At 70.6% G+C, this 17,668-nt stretch carries 16 protein-coding genes; 9 read left to right on the plus strand and 7 right to left on the minus strand.

Features of this window, described 5'->3' with window-relative positions; genetic code table 11:
* The first annotated feature begins 12 nt into the window (after positions 1-12).
* The 8 genes from purU (at position 13) to ACFUC1_RS07335 (ending at position 7,151) form a co-directional block, all read left to right on the plus strand.
* A complete protein-coding gene (gene purU, locus ACFUC1_RS07300; protein ID WP_379118152.1) occupies positions 13-861 on the plus strand; it encodes a formyltetrahydrofolate deformylase in 849 nt (282 codons plus the stop codon).
* A gap of 345 nt (positions 862-1,206) precedes the next feature.
* Positions 1,207-1,848 (plus strand): malonic semialdehyde reductase, encoded by a 642-nt coding sequence (locus ACFUC1_RS07305; protein WP_379118154.1) that lies wholly within the window; start codon positions 1,207-1,209, stop codon positions 1,846-1,848.
* A gap of 172 nt (positions 1,849-2,020) precedes the next feature.
* Entirely contained in the window at positions 2,021-2,407 is a 387-nt protein-coding gene (locus tag ACFUC1_RS07310; RefSeq protein WP_379118156.1) for a zf-TFIIB domain-containing protein, read from the plus strand.
* 53 nt (positions 2,408-2,460) lie between these two features.
* On the plus strand, positions 2,461-3,108 hold the full coding sequence (locus tag ACFUC1_RS07315; protein ID WP_379118158.1) for a hypothetical protein: 648 nt from the start codon (positions 2,461-2,463) through the stop codon (positions 3,106-3,108).
* 638 nt (positions 3,109-3,746) lie between these two features.
* Positions 3,747-3,965, plus strand: a complete 219-nt coding sequence (locus tag ACFUC1_RS07320) for a hypothetical protein (RefSeq protein ID WP_379118160.1) — start codon at positions 3,747-3,749, stop codon at positions 3,963-3,965.
* A gap of 224 nt (positions 3,966-4,189) precedes the next feature.
* The gene (locus ACFUC1_RS07325) at positions 4,190-4,816 is read left to right on the plus strand and encodes a DUF47 domain-containing protein (protein ID WP_379118162.1); all 627 of its coding nucleotides are present in this window, start codon (positions 4,190-4,192) and stop codon (positions 4,814-4,816) included.
* A gap of 8 nt (positions 4,817-4,824) precedes the next feature.
* On the plus strand, positions 4,825-5,817 hold the full coding sequence (locus ACFUC1_RS07330) for an anion permease (protein ID WP_379118164.1): 993 nt from the start codon (positions 4,825-4,827) through the stop codon (positions 5,815-5,817).
* A gap of 236 nt (positions 5,818-6,053) precedes the next feature.
* The gene (locus tag ACFUC1_RS07335) at positions 6,054-7,151 is read left to right on the plus strand and encodes a hypothetical protein (protein ID WP_379118166.1); all 1,098 of its coding nucleotides are present in this window, start codon (positions 6,054-6,056) and stop codon (positions 7,149-7,151) included.
* Between the two features lie 43 nt (positions 7,152-7,194).
* Here ACFUC1_RS07335 and pstB read toward each other — a convergent pair whose 3' ends face one another.
* From pstB to mshD, 7 genes are all read right to left on the minus strand, one after another.
* On the minus strand, positions 7,195-7,971 hold the full coding sequence (gene pstB, locus ACFUC1_RS07340) for a phosphate ABC transporter ATP-binding protein PstB (protein ID WP_379118168.1): 777 nt from the start codon (positions 7,969-7,971) through the stop codon (positions 7,195-7,197).
* A 103-nt stretch (positions 7,972-8,074) separates the two neighbouring features.
* Positions 8,075-9,013, minus strand: a complete 939-nt coding sequence (pstA, locus tag ACFUC1_RS07345) for a phosphate ABC transporter permease PstA (RefSeq protein ID WP_379118171.1) — start codon at positions 9,011-9,013, stop codon at positions 8,075-8,077.
* Entirely contained in the window at positions 9,010-9,993 is a 984-nt protein-coding gene (gene pstC, locus ACFUC1_RS07350; RefSeq protein ID WP_379118172.1) for a phosphate ABC transporter permease subunit PstC, read from the minus strand. The genes pstA and pstC overlap by 4 nt, the downstream gene beginning before the upstream one ends.
* A 152-nt stretch (positions 9,994-10,145) precedes the next feature.
* On the minus strand, positions 10,146-11,282 hold the full coding sequence (gene pstS / locus ACFUC1_RS07355) for a phosphate ABC transporter substrate-binding protein PstS (protein ID WP_379118174.1): 1,137 nt from the start codon (positions 11,280-11,282) through the stop codon (positions 10,146-10,148).
* A 209-nt stretch (positions 11,283-11,491) separates the two neighbouring features.
* A complete protein-coding gene (locus ACFUC1_RS07360) occupies positions 11,492-12,442 on the minus strand; it encodes an NUDIX domain-containing protein (RefSeq protein WP_379118175.1) in 951 nt (316 codons plus the stop codon).
* Positions 12,439-14,697 (minus strand): RNA degradosome polyphosphate kinase, encoded by a 2,259-nt coding sequence (locus ACFUC1_RS07365; protein WP_379118176.1) that lies wholly within the window; start codon positions 14,695-14,697, stop codon positions 12,439-12,441. The genes ACFUC1_RS07360 and ACFUC1_RS07365 overlap by 4 nt, the downstream gene beginning before the upstream one ends.
* Before the next feature lie 10 nt (positions 14,698-14,707).
* The gene (gene mshD, locus ACFUC1_RS07370; RefSeq protein WP_379118177.1) at positions 14,708-15,706 is read right to left on the minus strand and encodes a mycothiol synthase; all 999 of its coding nucleotides are present in this window, start codon (positions 15,704-15,706) and stop codon (positions 14,708-14,710) included.
* A 103-nt stretch (positions 15,707-15,809) separates the two neighbouring features.
* Between mshD and ACFUC1_RS07375 the strand changes: the two genes are divergently transcribed.
* Positions 15,810-17,642, plus strand: a complete 1,833-nt coding sequence (locus ACFUC1_RS07375; protein ID WP_379118178.1) for a bifunctional metallophosphatase/5'-nucleotidase — start codon at positions 15,810-15,812, stop codon at positions 17,640-17,642.
* The last annotated feature ends 26 nt before the right edge of the window (positions 17,643-17,668 follow it).

A 17,668-nucleotide genomic window follows, 5' to 3' on the forward strand; every position in this document is an offset into this window, starting at 1 on the left:
AAGGAGTGCACCATGGCCCAGCAGTTCGTCCTCACCCTGACCTGCCCTGAGGGGCCGGGCATCGTCCACGCGGTCACGTCCGTGCTCGTCGAGAACGGGTGCGACATCACCGAGCACCAGCAGTTCGACGACCCCGTCCACGGGCTGCTGTTCCTGCGCACGTGCTTCACGTCGCCCGGCGCCGGGCACGAGGCCCTGGAGGCCGCCTTCGGGCCGGTCGCCGCGGCATACCGGATGCGCTGGGAGCTGCACGACGCGAGCCGGCGCACCCGCGCCATGGTGATGGTGTCGAGGTTCGGGCACTGCCTGAACGACCTCCTCTACCGGTGGAACGCCGGGAGCCTCGGCGTCGACATCGCGCTCGTCGTCTCCAACCACGAGGACCTGCGGTCCATCGCGGCGTCGGCCGGCGTCCCGTTCATCCACGTGCCGGTCACCCCCGACACCAAGGAGGCGTCGGAGGCGCGGCTGCTCGAGCTCGTCGACCGGCACGAGGTCGACCTGGTGGTGCTGGCGCGGTACATGCAGGTGCTGTCGGACGACCTGTGCAAGCAGCTCGAGGGACGGGCCATCAACATCCACCACTCGTTCCTACCCAGCTTCAAGGGGGCCAAGCCCTACCACCAGGCGTATGCACGTGGGGTCAAGCAGGTCGGCGCGACGGCCCACTACGTGACGCCCGACCTCGACGAGGGCCCGATCATCGAGCAGGAGGTGATCCGGGTCGACCACACCTACGGTCCCGAGGAGCTCGTCACCGCCGGGCGTGACGCCGAGTGCCTGGCCCTGGCCAGGGCGGTGCGCTGGCACGGCCAGCACCGGGTGCTCCTGAACAGAGACCGCACAGTGGTGTTTCGCTGAAAGCGTCGGACCGCTCGACCTGACGAACGTCACGAGTCCCGTGGTCTGGTCTGCAGTGACCAACGTGTTTGCCACCCGGTCGTGTAGCGGACGGTGGTGGGTCCCCGGTCCACAGTCGTTCCAGCATGGGGCCGCGGACGTTCCATGCTCGTGGCGAGTCTCCCTACGCATGTGCGGGGAAAGTACAGGTCAGAACTAAAGTCCCTACCCCCCAGAGGCCCGACTCGCGACGACCAGGGTCGGTGAGCCGGCCCTTTTCCTCGCGGACGCCGACGATACCGGTGCGTCGGTCGACTGCCCCGCACTGTCGGGGAATGAGTGAACGTAGTTGATTGTTCAACGATCATGACCCAGACGCATGACACGCTCTCCGACTTCGAAGCCCAGTTCGGCGACCGCCTCGTCCTCGACGAGGACGCCCAGGACCTCCTCTTCCGCGAGGCCCGCACCGCGAACACCTTCAGCGACGAGCCGGTGAGTGACGCCCAGATGCGTGCCGTCTACGACCTCGTGAAGTGGGCGCCCACGTCGATGAACAACCAGCCGCTGCGTGTCGTGCTCGTGCGGTCGGACGAGGCGCGCGCCCGGCTCGTCGAGCACATGTCCGGCAACAACAAGGCCAAGACCCAGGCGGCGCCGCTCGTCGCGATCCTCGCCGCCGACACCGCGTTCCACGACGAGCTCCCCCGCACGTTCCCGCACTTCCCGGGGGCTCGTGACCTCTTCGCGGGCGACGACGCCGCGCGTGAGGACACGGCCCGCCTCAATGCAGCCCTGCAAACGGCCTACTTCATCATCGGCATCCGCGCGGCCGGCCTGGCCGCCGGTCCCATGACCGGACTGGACATGGCGTCCGTGGACCGCGACTTCTTCCCGGACGGTGAGCACCGCACCATCGCCGTGGTCAACATCGGCCGCCCGGGTGAGGACGCCTGGAAGCAGCGCCTGCCGCGGCTCGACTACGAGGACGTCTTCACCACCGTCTGACGACTTGTCGTCCAGGGCCGGACCGACCGCCCCTGCTTCTCCGAGTGGAGCAGGGGCCGGGTCGGGGCCACCTCGCAGGCCGCCGCCGCCGTGCCGGACGACGCCACGGTCCCGAGCGCCACGCCCCACGGGACACCCGGAACCTCGCGTGGCGGCGACCCGTTGGCCGGTCATGAGCACCCTGACCTGCCCCAAGTGCGGATCCGAGATGCGCAACTACGAGCGGAACCAGGTGCACGTCGACCAGTGCACCGGGTGCGGCGGCCTGTTCCTCGACCGCGGCGAGCTCGAGGCGTTGGTCGCCGCCGAGAACGCCTGGCACTCGCAGGTGCCGCCGCAGGCCGCGCCGCCCCAGGGGCAGCCCCAGTACCAGCAACAGCCGCAGTACCAGGGGCAGCCGCAGTACCAAGGGCAGCCGCAGTACCAGCAGGGCCAGAAGCCATGGCGGCAGCCACCGGCGCAGGGCCACCCGGCGCCGTACCGGGCCACCTCGAAGTCGCCCTACGGCGCCTACGGCCAGCGGCGTCGCAAGTCCTTCCTCAGCGAGCTGTTCGACTGAGCCGGTCGCGCGACACCGGCCACCCGGGCGCAGCGGTGGGAGGATGGACGGCGATGCGCAACGAGCCCAGCGGACGTGACAACCCCCGCCGTCCCGCCTTCTTCAGCCCAGCCGCCATGGAGACCCAGGGCGGCACGGTGCCCGACCCCGCCCAGGTGACCGAGATCGCCCACGAGACCGCAGCCGTCCTGGTGGGGACCGGGCGGGCCGCGGAGGACCCGGAGCTCACCGAGCGGCTCGTCGCGCTCGTCGACGAGCTCGGGCTCTCGACGGTCGCCGAGCTGTGGGCCGACCGGCCGGCGCGCAGCCTGCCCGGTGCGCTGTGGCGGCTCTACGCCCTGCGGGAGTGGGTGCAGCGCAACCCCGAGGAGGCCAGCGCCGACTATGCCGCCGGGATGCGCTTCACCGACGTCAACCACGTGGTCGCGGGCGTGGCCGAGCCGCCCGGTCCCGCAGAGCTGCAGGCGCTCACCGACGCCGTCCTGCGAGGGGTGTTCTCCGGGGACCTCGACCTCGCGCTGCAGCGCGCGGCGGCGTTCTGCCGGGTCGTCTCTGCCGGCCGTGCCGACCGGGCGCACAGCACCGACGTGACGGACCGCGAGGCCGCCGGGCGGCAGACGCGACGGGCCGCGAACATGCTCACCACGGCCGAGGACCTCGAGGCCGGCGCCCACCTGTGGCGGGCCGGCGAGCTCACCTGAACGGCCCCTTGTGCCCGGTGCCCTGTGGACCCGGGAACATTCCCCCGGGTCCGCGGGTTACAGTCGGACGTGCGCCGGGCCGCGGTAGCCCCGGGTCCCAACTGAAGCCGCTACGAGCGGCCACGCGCCGTGAGGCGCTCCCGGCCCGGCGCATGACCCTCCTTCGTTCAGGCCCCCGCCTGGGCGGCTGCCTGTGCACCTGTGCAGGCTGCGACGTGGGCCCCGGCGTCGTCGCGGGCCGTCGCGCGGGAGCGCCGACCCGGACCGGACCAGCCGCAGACGGCGCACGTCGCGTGCGCGAAGGACCCCCGCTCCTGCAGGACCACCTCGGTGCCGGCCCGCACGGGAATGGTCGGGGCGCCGCCCGCAGGGGACGGCAAGGGCTCGCTACCCGGCATACGCCCATCATCCGCCACCAAGGAGCACTCGGCGCGGGGGAGTGTCCGCCGCCGAGGAGCAACCGCCGCCGAGGAGCAACCGCCGCCGAGGAGCAACCGGCGCGGGGAGTGTCCGGCGCCGCCGGAGTAACTAGTCACTACCGGAATCCATGACTCGGATGGGTGGTTCTGCGGCTCTGGCGGTCAAGAGATGGCAAAGGACGTTGCCACCCACGCAGCCCGCTCCGTTAGCGTCGTTCCATGACCACGGACCCGGACGCCGGTGGCGACCTCACCGACGACGCCCTGCAGGACGAGATCGAGCTCGTCGGGGACCTCGTGGTCGCTGCGTCCGCGAGCGAGCGGCCCCTGACCGACGAGGAGATCGACCGCGCGCTCGGCCTCGTGCGGGGCCACCGCACCGCGCCCGCAGGGGGGCCGGCGGCGCCGCACCGCTCCGCGACCCGCCTGCACGTCTGACCTGACCTGCACGTCTGACCTGCACGTCCGATCTGTTGCTCTGACGTCCACGCCCGACCACGACGTCAGGCCGGCACACCTGACTCGCACGTCTCGCGAGTCCCACGCCCGGGATCTGGGGGCGGTGCAAGGAGCGGTGCGCACGGAGCATCCGGGTTGCGCTCCTGATCGCCCTTGCCCGTAGCATCGTCTCCGGCCATCCCCCCGCCTGACCGGAGAGAACCGTGGGCTTTCGCCTCACCCCCCAGGAGAACAGCTTCTACGACCTGTTCGCCAAGTCCGCCTCGAACCTCGTCGAGGGCTCGCGTGAGCTGACCAAGATGCTCGGCGCCGGGACCGACGAGCGTGACTCCATCGCGACCCGCATGCGCGAGATCGAGCACGCGGCCGACGAGGCGACCCACGAGATCATCCGCAAGGTCAACAGCTCGTTCATCACCCCGTTCGACCGCGAGGACATCCACGGCCTGGCGTCCGCGCTCGACGACTGCATGGACCTCATGGACGCGGCCGTCGACCTCATCGTGCTGTACCGCGTCGGCGACCTCCCCGCCGGTGTCTCCGACCAGGTCGAGGTGCTCTCGCGCATGTCCGAGCTGACCGCCGAGGCCATGCCGCGGCTGCGCTCGATGAAGGACCTCTCCGAGTACTGGATCGAGATCAACCGCCTCGAGAACCAGGCCGACCAGACCTACCGCCGCCTCCTCGCGGGCCTCTTCAACGGTGACTTCGGCAACGACGCCATCACCATCATGAAGCTCAAGGAGGTCGTCGAGGAGCTCGAGGCCGCGGCCGACGCGTTCGAGAGCGTCGCGCACAAGGTCGAGAGCATCGCGGTCAAGGAGTCCTGAGCCACCTCATGGAATGGCTTCCGGTCGGGATCGTCATCGCCCTGGCGATGGGGTTCAACTACACCAACGGCTTCCACGACGCCGCCAACGCGATCGCCACCTCGGTGTCGACGCGCGCGCTCACCCCGCGCGTGGCCCTCGCGATGGCCGCCGTCGCCAACCTCTGCGGTGCGTTCTTCGGCAAGAAGGTCGCCGACACCGTGGGCAAGGGCATCATCGACGCCCCCGTCGGCACGACCGGCCTGGTCATCGTCGCGGCTGCCCTCATCGGCGCCATCGGGTGGAACCTGCTGACCTGGTGGTACGGCCTGCCCTCGTCGTCCTCGCACGCCCTCATCGGCGGGCTCGGCGGCGCGGCCCTGGCTGCCGGCGCCACCGTCAAGTGGCACGGCATCTGGGAGAAGGTCGTCATCCCGATGGTGCTCTCGCCGGTCGTCGGCGTGATCCTCGGCTACATCGTCATGACGATCATCCTGTGGCTCTTCCGTCGCGCCCAGCCCGGCAAGGTCTCGCGTGGCTTCCGCTACGCCCAGACCGCCTCGGCCGCCGCGATGGCGTTCGGCCACGGCCTGCAGGACGCGTCCAAGACCGTGGGCGTCGTCGTCCTCGCGCTCACCGTGGGCGGGTACCACTCGGGCAACACCGTGCCGCTGTGGGTGCTGCTCATCTCCGCGGTGGTCATCTCCCTCGGCACGTATGCCGGTGGGTGGCGGATCATGCGCACCCTCGGCCGCCGGATCATCCACCTCGACCCGCCGCAGGGTTTCGCTGCAGAGACGACCGCGGCCTCGATCCTGTACGTCGCGGGCCTGGCGTTCGGCGCCCCGATCTCGACGACGCACACGATCACGTCGGCGATCATGGGCGTCGGCGCGACCAAGCGGCTGTCGGCCGTGCGCTGGGGCGTGGCCGGCAACATCGTCGGCGCGTGGGTCCTGACCTTCCCGGGTGCCGGCATCGTCGCCGCCCTCGGCTTCTGGATCATCCACCTCTTCGTCTGACCCGCTCTGGTACTCCGCACCCCCGTCGGTGCGCTCTTCCCACTTGTTGCCACCAAGTGGTCACTCGGGACCGGTTTCGGTGTTGCGGTGACCACGACGTGGCAACAAGTCGAGGTTGAACGGATCCCGGGACGAGCCCAGTGCGGCTGTCCACAGTCGTCCCGCAGGCCGCAAGGTCGTCCACAGTCACGAACGCGTCCCTGTCCCGCGGGCCCCGGCCGAGTCAGGGTCGGAACGTGCGCACCACCCCGGAGGCCGCGTGGCTCGCGCTTCCCCAGCCGTTCCTGGCGCGGGAGGCGCGGGCAGTCGGGCTGACCAGCACCGCGATCGCGGGTGCGGTGCGGCGAGGCCAGCTCGTGGTGCCCGCCCCGCACGTGTATGCCGCCAGCGAGGCGTGGTCGGCCCTGTCGCCCGTTGCGGCGCACCTGGGCCTCGCCCGCGCGGGGCAGGTCTCGGTGGCCGGCTCGGTGGTCAGCCACGCCACGGCTGCGCTCCTCCACGGACTCCCGCAGCCGTGGGGACCCATGGGCTCGAGTGTCTGCCTCACGGCGCTGCAGACGACCCGCACCGCGGCGACCGAGGACTGGCGGCGAGTCCTCGACGGTGCACTGTCTCCCGATGACGTCACCGAGGTCGATGGCGTTCGCGTGACGACGGTGGCCCGGACTGTGATCGACTGCCTGCGAACCCTTCGGCTGCGAGACGGCTTGGCGATCGCCGACGTCGCGTTGGGTCGGGGGCTGGTCGCCGAGGAGGAGCTGCGGGCCGTGCGCTGCCGCCAGCGCAGGTGGCCGGGCATACGGACCGCCGACCTGGGCATCGTGCTGGCTGACGGTCGGCGCGAGTCCTGGCTTGAGTCCGCGTCGGTGGCGACGGCGGTCGCCCTCGGATGGCCGCCCCCGATGAGCCAGGTCTCGATTCACCGGCTCGACGGATCTTTCGTCGGCAGGGTGGACCTGCTCTGGGGCGGTCTCGGCATCGTGGGCGAAGCCGACGGGCGGAGCAAGTACCTCGGCAGCTTCGACGAGCAGTGGGACGCCGACCGCGCGGCGACCTTCATTCTGCGCGAGCGCGACCGGGAGCGTGAGCTCGAGTCGATGGGTCTCGTGGTGGCGCGGTGGGGGACGGCCGAGCTGCGTGACGGAGGCGCGGGTCTCGACGCCGCCCTCGTGCGGGCGCGTCGACGTGCGGACGCAGCTCGCGTGCGGTGCTCGTGGCGGCTGGACCAGGGGGACGGGCTGAGGGACTGGCGTGACATGCCACCTGGCCTCCGCATCCCCGCCCACTTGTTGCCACGAGGTCGTCACCCGGGACGCCGAAACCCCACCTGGTGACCATCAGATGGCAACAAGTGGGGTTTTGGGTGGTCGCGATGGGTCAGCCGAAGCGGCCGGAGATGTAGTCCTCGGTGGCCTTCACGCTGGGGTTGTTGAAGATCTTCTGGGTGTCGTCGACCTCGATCAGCTTGCCGGGCTTGCCGGTCGCGGCGAGGTTGAAGAACGCCGTCTGGTCCGAGACCCGCGCAGCCTGCTGCATGTTGTGGGTCACGATGACGATCGTGTACGTCTCCTTGAGCTCGGAGATGAGGTCCTCGATCGCGAGGGTCGAGATCGGGTCGAGGGCGGAGCACGGCTCGTCCATGAGCAGCACCTGCGGCTCGACCGCGATCGCCCGGGCGATGCACAGGCGCTGCTGCTGACCACCGGAGAGCCCGGCGCCGGGCTTGTCGAGCCGGTCCTTGACCTCGTTCCAGAGGTTCGCGCCCTGCAGCGACTTCTCCACGACCTCGTCGAGCTTCTTGCGTCCCTTGACGCCGTTGAGGCGCAGCCCGGCAGCGACGTTGTCGTAGATCGACATCGTCGGGAACGGGTTCGGCCGCTGGAAGACCATGCCGACGGTCCGTCGCACGGCCACCGGGTCGACGTTCGAGGCGTACAGGTCCTGGTCGTCGAGCATGACCTTGCCCTCGACGCGTCCGCCGGGGATGACCTCGTGCATGCGGTTCAGGGTGCGCAGGAACGTCGACTTGCCGCAGCCGGACGGTCCGATGAACGCGGTCACCGACCGCGGCTCGACCGTCATGGTCACGCCCTCGACGGCCTTGAAGGCGCCGTAGTAGACGTTCAGGTCACTGACGTCGATTCGCTTGGCCATGGGGTTGTTCGTCCTTCGGGATGGGATGTGGTCTCAGGGGATGTCGGGGGAGTGGTGGGCCGGCGCCGCCTCGTCGCGGTATGCCGTGTGCCGCACGGTGGGGCTACTTCTTCACCGAGCCGAAGCGGGCGACGACGCGTCCGGCGAGGTTGAGCAGCAGCACGAGCAGGATGAGGGTGAGCGCAGCCGCCCACACGCGGTCGACCGCCGGCTGCAGGCTCTCGGTGCGGTCCTGGTTGATCATCGTCGGCAGGGTCGCCATGTAGCCGCCGAAGAGGTCGGTCGCGATCGACTTGGTGTACGGGCCGAGGATCAGCAGCGGCGCGGTCTCGCCCATGACCCGGGCCAGGCCGAGCAGGATGCCGGTGATGATGCCGGAGAAGGCGGTCGGCAGGACGACCCGGGCGATGGTGCGCCACTTCGGGACGCCCAGCGCGTACGACGCCTCGCGCAGCTCGTTCGGGACGAGCTTGAGCATCTCCTCGGTCGAGCGCACGACGACCGGGATCATCAGCAGCACCAGCGACAGGCAGACGGCGAAGCCCACCCGCTGGAACCCGAACGTGGTGACCCACACGGCATACACGAACAGGCCGGCCACGATCGAGGGGACGCCCGTGAGGATGTCGACCATGAACGACACCGCCTTGGCGAACCGGCCGCGGCCGTACTCGACGAGGTAGATGGCCGTCATCACGCCCAGCGGCACCGAGATGGCCGCGGTGACCAGGCCCTGGATCAGGGTGCCCTGGATGGCGTGGACGGCGCCGCCGCCCTCGTGGCGGGAGGTGATGCCCTTCTGCGAGTTGGTCCACCACTGCGGCTCGAGCAGCAGGTGGAAGCCCTTGGACACCACGGTCCACAGGATCCAGACGAGCGGCACGAGCGCGAGGGCGAAGGCGAGCCACATGACGACTCGCGCGAGCAGGTCCTTCGCCTCGCGGCCGCGAGCAGGGTGGCCGAGGACGGGCACGGGGCCACCGGGTCGGGAGGACCCGGTCGAGCCGACGGTGCGGCCTGTGGCGACGGTGTCGGTGCTCATTCGGTGAAGGCCTTCCTGCGCTCGATGACGACCCGCGCGACCGCGTTGACCACGAAGGTCAGGACGAAGAGCACGAGGCCCGCCGCGATGAACGCACCCGTCTTCGCGGGGGAGTCGAACTCGCTGGCGTTGTTGGCGATCCGCGAGGCGAAGGTCTCACCGCCGTTGAGCAGCGACCAGCTCCACGGCGTCCCGGGCGCCAGGGACGACACGATGATGGTGACGGCGATCGTCTCGCCGAGCGCCCGGCCCAGGGCCAGCATGGCCGCGGAGATCACGCCGGGCCGGCCGAACGGCAGCACCGCGGTGCGGATCATCTCCCACTGCGTCGCGCCGAGGGCCAGTGCGCCCTCCTTGTGCGCCGTCGGGGTCTGGGCGAAGACCTCGCGTGACAGGGCGGTGACGATCGGCAGGATCATGATCGCGAGCACGACGCCGATGAACAGAATCGTGCCGCCGCTGGTGGACGTGTTGGAGAACAGCGGGAACCACGACAGGTGGTCGGTCAGCCAGCTCTGCACCGGGTCGAACTTGGGTCCGAACGTCTTCAGGCCCCACAGGCCGTAGACGATCGACGGGACCGCGGCGAGCAGGTCGACGAGGTTGGCGGCCGGGCGCGACAGCCAGCGCGGCGAGTACTGGGTGATGAACAGGGCGACGCCGACGCCGACGGGGACGGCGATCAGCATGGCGATCGTGGAGGCCACGACGGTGGTCCACAGCAGCTCGAGGATGCCGAACCGCAGGTTGCTCGGGTCGCCGACCGCCCACTCGCGTGACGTGAGGAAGTTGACCTTGTCGTCCGCGATGGCGGGGATCGCCTGCCACAGCAGGAAGAGGCCGACGAGGGTGACGATGCCGATGACGAGGCCGCCCGAGGCCTTGGCTGCGTCGCCGAACAGGCGGTCGCCGAGCCGTCCGGTTCCTGCGCGGTCGCCCTGCAGGTCGCCTTCGAGCGTCCTTCCGGTCACTGTTGCCACTGGGATGCCTCTGGGATGTGGGGGATGTGGGGATCTGGTGGTGCTGTGGTGGTGCGCCGTTGCGGCACGGCTGCCGCAGGGGTCGGTTGTGCTGCGCGGGGGGACGCAGCACGGGTGCCGCGGGGCCGGTCGGCCCCGCGGCACCCGGTCGGTCAGGACAGCGCGGAGATCGCGGCCTCGACCTTGGACTGCACCTCGTCGGGGAGCGGCGCGTAGCCGATCTCCTCGAGGGACTGCTGGGTCTGCTTGTCGGCGAAGTGCTTGAGGAAGGCCTTGGTCAGCGCGGTCTTCTTCGGGTCCTTGCCCTTGGAGCAGACGATCTCGTAGGTGACGAGGAGGATCGGGTACGCACCGGCCTCCTTGGTGGCGTAGTCGAGCTTGAGGCGCAGGTCGTTGCCCTGGCCGTCCTGCTTGGCGGCCGCCACGGCCTTGCCCACGGACTCGCCGGTGAGCTCGACGGCGCCGCCGCCGTTGTCGATCTGCGCGATGCCGAGCTTGTTGTCCTTGGCGTAGGACCACTCGGCGTAGGTGATGCCGCCCTCGGTCGACTTGACCGCGTTCGCGACACCGTCGGACTTCGGCTTGCCCTCACCCTTGCCGGTCCAGGTCTTGCCCGGCTCGGCCGGCCAGTCCTTGGGGGCGGCGGCGTTGAGGTACTTGGTGAAGTTCTCGGTCGTGCCCGACTCGTCGGAGCGGAAGAAGACCTTGACCGGCTCGTTCGGCAGGGTGACGCCGGGGTTGACGGCGGCGATCGCCTTGTCGTTCCAGGAGGTGATCTTGCCGGTGAAGATCTGCGCGGCGACGGCCGGCGTCAGGACGAGCTTGTCGACGCCCTTGAGGTTGTACGAGATCGCGATCGGGCCGGTCACCATCGGCAGGTTCCAGGCGGGCGACCCGCAGTACTTGGCGGCCTCGTCGGCCTCGATCTTGCCGTCCTTCGGCTTGGTCTTGAGCGCCGAGTCGGAGCCGGCGAAGTCGACCTGGCCGGCGATGAACTGCTTGATGCCGGCGCCGGAGCCGGTCGGGTTGTAGTTGACCGTCGTGCCCGAGCAGGCGTCCTGGAAGCTCGAGATGGCCTCCTCGATCGCGTTCTTCTGGGCGGACGAGCCCTCGGCGTTGAGCGTGCCGCCGCCCTGGGGGCAGTCGGCCGACGCGGCGCCCGAGGAGGACGACGACGAGCCGGAGGCGCTGGCGCCGGAGCCGGTGTTGTTGTCGGAGCCGCACGCGGACAGCGCGATGGAGCCGACCAGGGCCACGCTGGCCACGAGGCCGAGACGCTGGATCTTCACGGTGTTCAAACCTCTCCACAGGGGAAACTCGGGGCGGGCGCACTGCCCGACGACCCTGAAGGTAGGGAGGGTTGGTGACGCGGCGGCCCGTCGTAGGTGAACGGACGGTGAACAACACCCAGACTCTGGACGGCGGCCCCAGCACGGCCACCCGACGGCCGGGTGAACGGAGGGTCAGGATTCGGTCAGGTCCCGGACGAAACCGCAGGTCAGGGCAGGTGCCGCTCGACGGCGACGACCTGGGCGCCGACCCCTGTGCCGGCGAGGTGGACGACCAGCACCTCACCCTTGGCCATCTTCTCGGCAGCGGCCCGGCCCAGCGCCTCGCCGGTGGCGCCGGCGTCCGGTTCGGTGGCGTCGACGCGCTCGCGCAGGCGGGCCAGCAGGTCGGGGAGCACCGGGCCGTGGCTGCACAGGGCCGACGGCACGCCGCGCTCGAGCAGCCGCTCGAGGTGCCGCCCTGCTCGGGTCGGGTCGGCCTCGTAGCCCTCCTCGCTGAGCCCGTCCTTGGTGCGCAGCGGTATGCCGCGCAGCGCGGCATACGGGCGCACCGTGTCGGTGCAGCGCACCGACGGTGAGCTGACGAGCCGGCGCACCGCGTATGCCGCGAGCAGGGCCGCCAGCTGCGCGGCCCGGTCGCGTCCCGCAGGGCTGAGGGGGCGCAGCGGGTCCTGCCCGGTCCAGGAGCCGCGCCCGACGGCGTGCGCGTGCCGCACCAGTGCGAGCGGCCAGGTGGTCAGGGTGCCGGCCTTGTCGGCCCGCACCAGGGCACGCAGCTGGTCGCGGTCGCGGGCGTAGTCGAGCCGGTCCGAGGCGGCGACGACGTCGAGCCAGCGGACCTCGTCCACCTCGTTGGTGAGCGGCCCCGGCGGCCGCGTGGCCTCGGCGGCCCAGTAGCGCACCTCCTTGGTGGCGGGCTGCCCGTCACCGTCGAGCACGGTGTACGTGGCGCCGGGCAGTGGTCGCCCGAGGCCCACCTCGAGCGAGGTCTCCTCCGCGGTCTCGCGCACCGCCGCCACCGGCCAGGGCTCGCCCGGGTCGAGCTTGCCCTTGGCCCACGACCAGTCGTCGTACTTGGGCCGGTGCACGAGGGCGACCTCGAGCTGGCCGCGTCGACGTCGCCAGGGCAGCGTCCCGGCGGCCGGGATGGGGGCGCTCAACGGCGGCGGGCCTTGCGGCGGCGCTTGGTGTGCTGCTCGATCAGCGTGGCCTGCAGGTCGAGCAGCGGCTCGCCGTCGGGTCCGGTGTTGACGCGGGTCCACCGGCCGTCGGACCCGAGGCGCCAGTGGGCGTACTCGTCGCTCATGCCACGCGCCAGCAGCCAGCGCAGGTCCTCGACGTGCCGGGGCTCGGCGATGCGGACCAGTGCCTCGACCCGGCGGTCGAGGTTGCGGTGCATCATGTCGGCGCTGCCGATCCACACCTCCGGCTCGCCACCGCCCCCGAAGTGGAAGACGCGGGAGTGCTCGAGGAAGCGGCCGAGCACCGAGTGCACCTCGATGTTCTCGGACAGCCCCTCGACCCCGGGCCGCAGAGCGCAGATCCCGCGCACCCAGACGTCGACGTGCACGCCGGCCATGGACGCCCGGTAGAGCGCGTCGATGACCTGCTCGTCGACGATCGAGTTCACCTTGATCTGGACCAGGCCGGGCCGGCCGGCCTTGACGTGCTCGATCTCGGCCTCGATCCGCTCGACGAGCCCGCTGCGGATCGACCGGGGGGCGACGAGCAGCCGCTTGAACTTGCTGCGCGGCGCGAACCCGGAAAGCTGGTTGAACAGCCTGGCCAGGTCGTCACCGACCTGCGGGTCGGAGGTGAGCAGCCCGAAGTCCTCGTAGAGCCGGGCGGTCTTGCCGTTGTAGTTGCCGGTGCCGATGTGGCAGTAGCGGCGCAGGCCGCCGTCGCTCTCCTGCCGCACGACCATGCACAGCTTGGCGTGGGTCTTGAGGCCGACGATGCCGTAGACCACGTGGACGCCGGCGTGCTCGAGCTTGCGGGCCCAGGAGATGTTGTTCTGCTCGTCGAAGCGGGCCTTGATCTCCACGATGGCCAGCACCTGCTTGCCCGCCTCCGCCGCGTCGATGAGCGCGTCGACGATGGGCGAGTCGCCGCTCGTGCGGTAGAGGGTCTGCTTGATGGCGAGCACGTGCGGGTCGGCGGCAGCCTGCTCGATGAAGGCCTGCACCGACGTCGAGAACGAGTCGTAGGGGTGCTGCAGCAGGACGTCCTTGTCGCGGACGACCGGGAGGATGTCCGACGCCTTCGAGCTCTCTGCCGGGGCGAGGTCCGGGTGCGACATCCCCCGGAACGGCGGGTACCGCAGGTCGGACCGCTCGAGGTCGGCGACGAGGTTGAGGCTGCGCAGGTCCAGCGGGGCCGGGAGCCGGTACACCTCGCTCTCGCTCACGCCGAGCTCGCGCACGAGCATGTCGAGGACGTGGTCGTCGATGAGCTCGTCGACCTCGAGGCGCACGGGCGGGCCGAACCGGCGCCGGGTGAGCTCCTTCTCGAGCGCGGCAAGGAGGTTCTCGGCGTCGTCCTCCTCGACCTCGAGGTCCTCGTTGCGGGTGACGCGGAAGGTGAAGTGCTCCTGCACCTCCATGCCCGGGAAGAGCATGTCGAGGTGGGCGGCGATGACGTCCTCGAGCGGGACGAACCGGGTGTGGAAGAGGTCGGCGGTCACGGGCTCGCCGGCCTCGGGCTCGATGTGCAGAAGCCGGGGCAGCAGCGGCGGCACCTTGACCCGGGCGAAGTGCTCCTTGCCCGTCTTGGGGTTCACCAGGACGACGGCGAGGTTGAGCGACAGCCCCGAGATGTAGGGGAACGGGTGCGCCGGGTCGACGGCCAGCGGGGTGAGGACGGGGAAGACCTGCTCGGTGAACTGCTCGGACTGCAGCGCGCGCTCGTCGTCGCTGAGCTCGTCCCAGCGGACGATCGAGATGCCCTCCTCCTCGAGGGCCGGCTGCACCTTGTCCTTGTAGACGGCCGTCTGCATCGCCTGCAGCTCGTGCGCGACCAACGAGATCTGCTCGAGCACCTCCCGCGGCTCCAGCCCGGATGCGGAGCGCACCGCGAGCCCGGTGGCGATGCGGCGCTTGAGGCCGGCCACCCGGACCATGAAGAACTCGTCGAGGTTCGACGTGAAGATGGCGAGGAACCGGGCCCGCTCCAGCAGCGGGACCGTCTCGTCGGCGGCCATCTGCAGCACGCGCTCGTTGAACTGCAGCCAGGAGATCTCGCGGTCGAGGAACCGGTCGGCCGGCAGCCCGCTGTCGTCCTGCCACCCGGCCGACTGCACGACCCGCATGAACCGGCCGTTCGCGGCACGCGGCTGCGCGCTCGCGATCGACACCTCGTGGCCGGACTCGTCGGTGTCGAAGGTGTCGGCGTCGTCGGCCTCGGTGGTCACGCTCATGCGGTCATCCTCACAGGGGGCGGTGAACGGGACGCGAATACATCACGTCGACCATGATGCTGCGGAATCCCAGTCCCGTGTAGGTGCGTATCGCCGCCGCGTTGTCGCCGTCCACGTAGAGGACGACCTCCGGGAGGCCCAGCCTGGCCAGGTGTGCCAGGCCGAGGGCCGTGACCGGCTTGCCCAGGCCGCGGCCCTGGTGCTCGGGGTGCACGCCCACGACGTACACCTCGCCGGCCGTCGCTCCGGGCTCGAGCGTCGACCGCTGCTCGGGGTCGACCTTGGTCCAGTGGAACGCAGCGACCGCGTCGGGAGCCTCGGCGGTGCCCACGAGGATGAACCCCGCGGGGTCGAACCAGTCCTGCGCCATCCGGTCGTGCAGGTCGGCCAGCGTCATCCGGCCCTGCTCGGGGTGGTGGGCGAACGCCGCGGCGTTCGTGGCCAGCCACGCCTCCTCGTCCCTTCCCGGCTCGAACGCCCGCGCGGTGTAGCCGGCCGGGAGCGTGGTGGCGGGCGACGTGGCGTCGTCCTGGCTGAGGGGGCGGGACATCTTGTGCAGCTCGCGGACCGGCTCGAGGCCGGCCGCTGCCGCGAGGGCGCGGGCGGCCGGGAGGTTCCCGTGGGCCCAGAGGCGCGCCTCGCCCGCTTCGGCCAGCACCGCCTCGAGCAGCGCCCGACCGATGCCCGTACGCCGGTGGCCCGGGTCCACGACGAGCTCGCCCGAGGGGCCCTCGTCGCCGCCGCTGGCCCCGCCGGGGTCCCCGTCGCCTTCGCCGGCCTCCCCGTCGTCGCCGGCGAGCTGGGCGTACCCCGCCAGCTGGTCCCCGGCATACGCGAGCAGGTGGCGCACACGGCCGGGGCCGGCGGCGAGGTCGAACAAGGTCTGCTCCGACAGGGCGCCCACGCCGTCGGCCTGCGTCGCGCGCGCGGCGAGGGAGCGGACGGCGTCGCGCTCATGGGGGGTCAGGGCATCGGTGGGACGGACTCGAGGTGACGGCACGGAGAGCATTGGACCACGCCGCCTCCTGCATCTTCCCTAACGCGCAGGGTGCCGTTAGCGTGCACGGGACCGGCCCACCTGCCGGGTCCCTCCTCCGCACAAGGACGCACACATGACCTCTCTGCGCACCCGACGCCTGTCGGGAGTCGTCGCCGTGGCCGCCATGGCTGCCGCCGGCCTGGCCATGACCGGGGGCAGCTCCACGGCTGCCGCGAACGGCCCGACCATGGACATCCAGCTGCTGTCGTTCAACGACTTCCACGGCAACCTGCAGCCGCCGTCGGGCTCGAGCGGCCGCATCGTCACCGGGCACACGCTCGGCACGGACAAGGCCGGCAACCCCATCGCCGTCGACGTCACGAAGGACGCCGGGGGCGTGGAGTACCTCGCCACGCACCTGAAGCAGGCCAGGCAGGGTCACCCGTACTCGCTGACCGTCGCCGCCGGCGACCTCATCGGCGCCTCGCCCTTCCTGTCCGCCGCGTTCCACGACGAGCCGACCATCGAGGCCATGAACGCGCTCGGGCTCGACGCGAGCGCCGTGGGCAACCACGAGTTCGACGAGGGCTACAAGGAGCTCCAGCGGATGGCGAACGGCGGCTGCCTCGACGACGGCGCCGGCGCGAACAACCAGGACTCCTGCCCCGGTGGCAAGACGTTCACGGGCGCGAACTTCGACTACCTCGCCGCGAACGTCGTCTACGCGGGCACCAACAAGACGATCCTGCCTCCCTACACGATCAAGAACATCAAGGGCGCCAAGATCGGCTTCATCGGCATGACGCTCAAGGACACCCCGTCCATCGTCACGGCCGCCGGCGTCGCGGGCCTGCAGTTCAAGGACGAGGTCGCCACCGCCAACGCGCTCGTGCCGGTCCTGCGCGCGCAGGGCGTCAACGCCATCGTCGTGCTCATCCACCAGGGCGGGACGCCGAACCAGGAGACCTGGTACGACGCGAACAACAACCCGTACAAGGTCAACCCGACCTACGACTACACGTGCGCCAAGGGCGGCAGCCTCGCCGCCGACAGCCCGATCATCCCGATCGCCAAGGGCCTCGACCCGGCCATCGACATGATCGTGTCCGGCCACACCCACCAGCCGTACGTGTGCGACATCAAGGACCCGGCCGGCCAGCCGCGCATGGTCACCTCGGCGTCGTCGTTCGGCCGCCTGTTCACCGACACCGAGCTCACCTACGACCGGCGGACCCAGGACATCGTCCGCACGTCCGTGCAGAGCGCCAACATGGTCGTCACCCGTGACGTCCCGAAGGACCCGGCCGAGACCAAGATCATCAGCGACTACTCGGCCCTGGCCCGCCCGATCGCGAGCCGCGTGCTCGGGCACATCACGACCGACGTGACCCGCACGGGCAACGCCGGTGGCGAGTCCCAGCTCGGTGACCTCATCGCCGACGCGCAGCTCGCCGACCCGTCGGTGGTGACCGCGGGCAAGACCCCGGACATCGCGTTCATGAACCCCGGCGGCATCCGCGCCGACCTCACCTACGCCAACAGCCCGTACGGCGAGGCCCCCGGTGACGTCACCTTCGAGGAGGCGTTCACGGTCCAGCCGTTCAACAACTACCTCGTGTCGCTCGACCTCACCGGCGCCCAGGTCAAGCAGCTGCTCACCGAGCAGTGGAGCGGGGCCAACTCGGGCAGCGGCAAGAAGATCTTGCAGGTCAACAAGGACTTCAACTACACCTACTCGGGCACCACGCTCGGGACGGTGACGCTCAAGGGGCAGCCGCTCGTCGACACCCAGACCTACCGCATCGTGACGAACAACTTCCTCCAGGGCGGCGGGGACAACTTCCCGACCATGGCCAAGGGGACGAACGTCTACTACGGCGGCCTGGACATCGACGCGTTCGCCAACTACCTGTCGGCGAGCTCGCCCTACACCCCGGGTCCGCTGACCCGGATCACGGCCAACTGAGACGGGGGCCTCGCGCCCCGGCCGAC

This window comes from Pedococcus sp. NPDC057267, assembly GCF_042668795.1.
GTDB lineage: Bacteria > Actinomycetota > Actinomycetes > Actinomycetales > Dermatophilaceae > Pedococcus.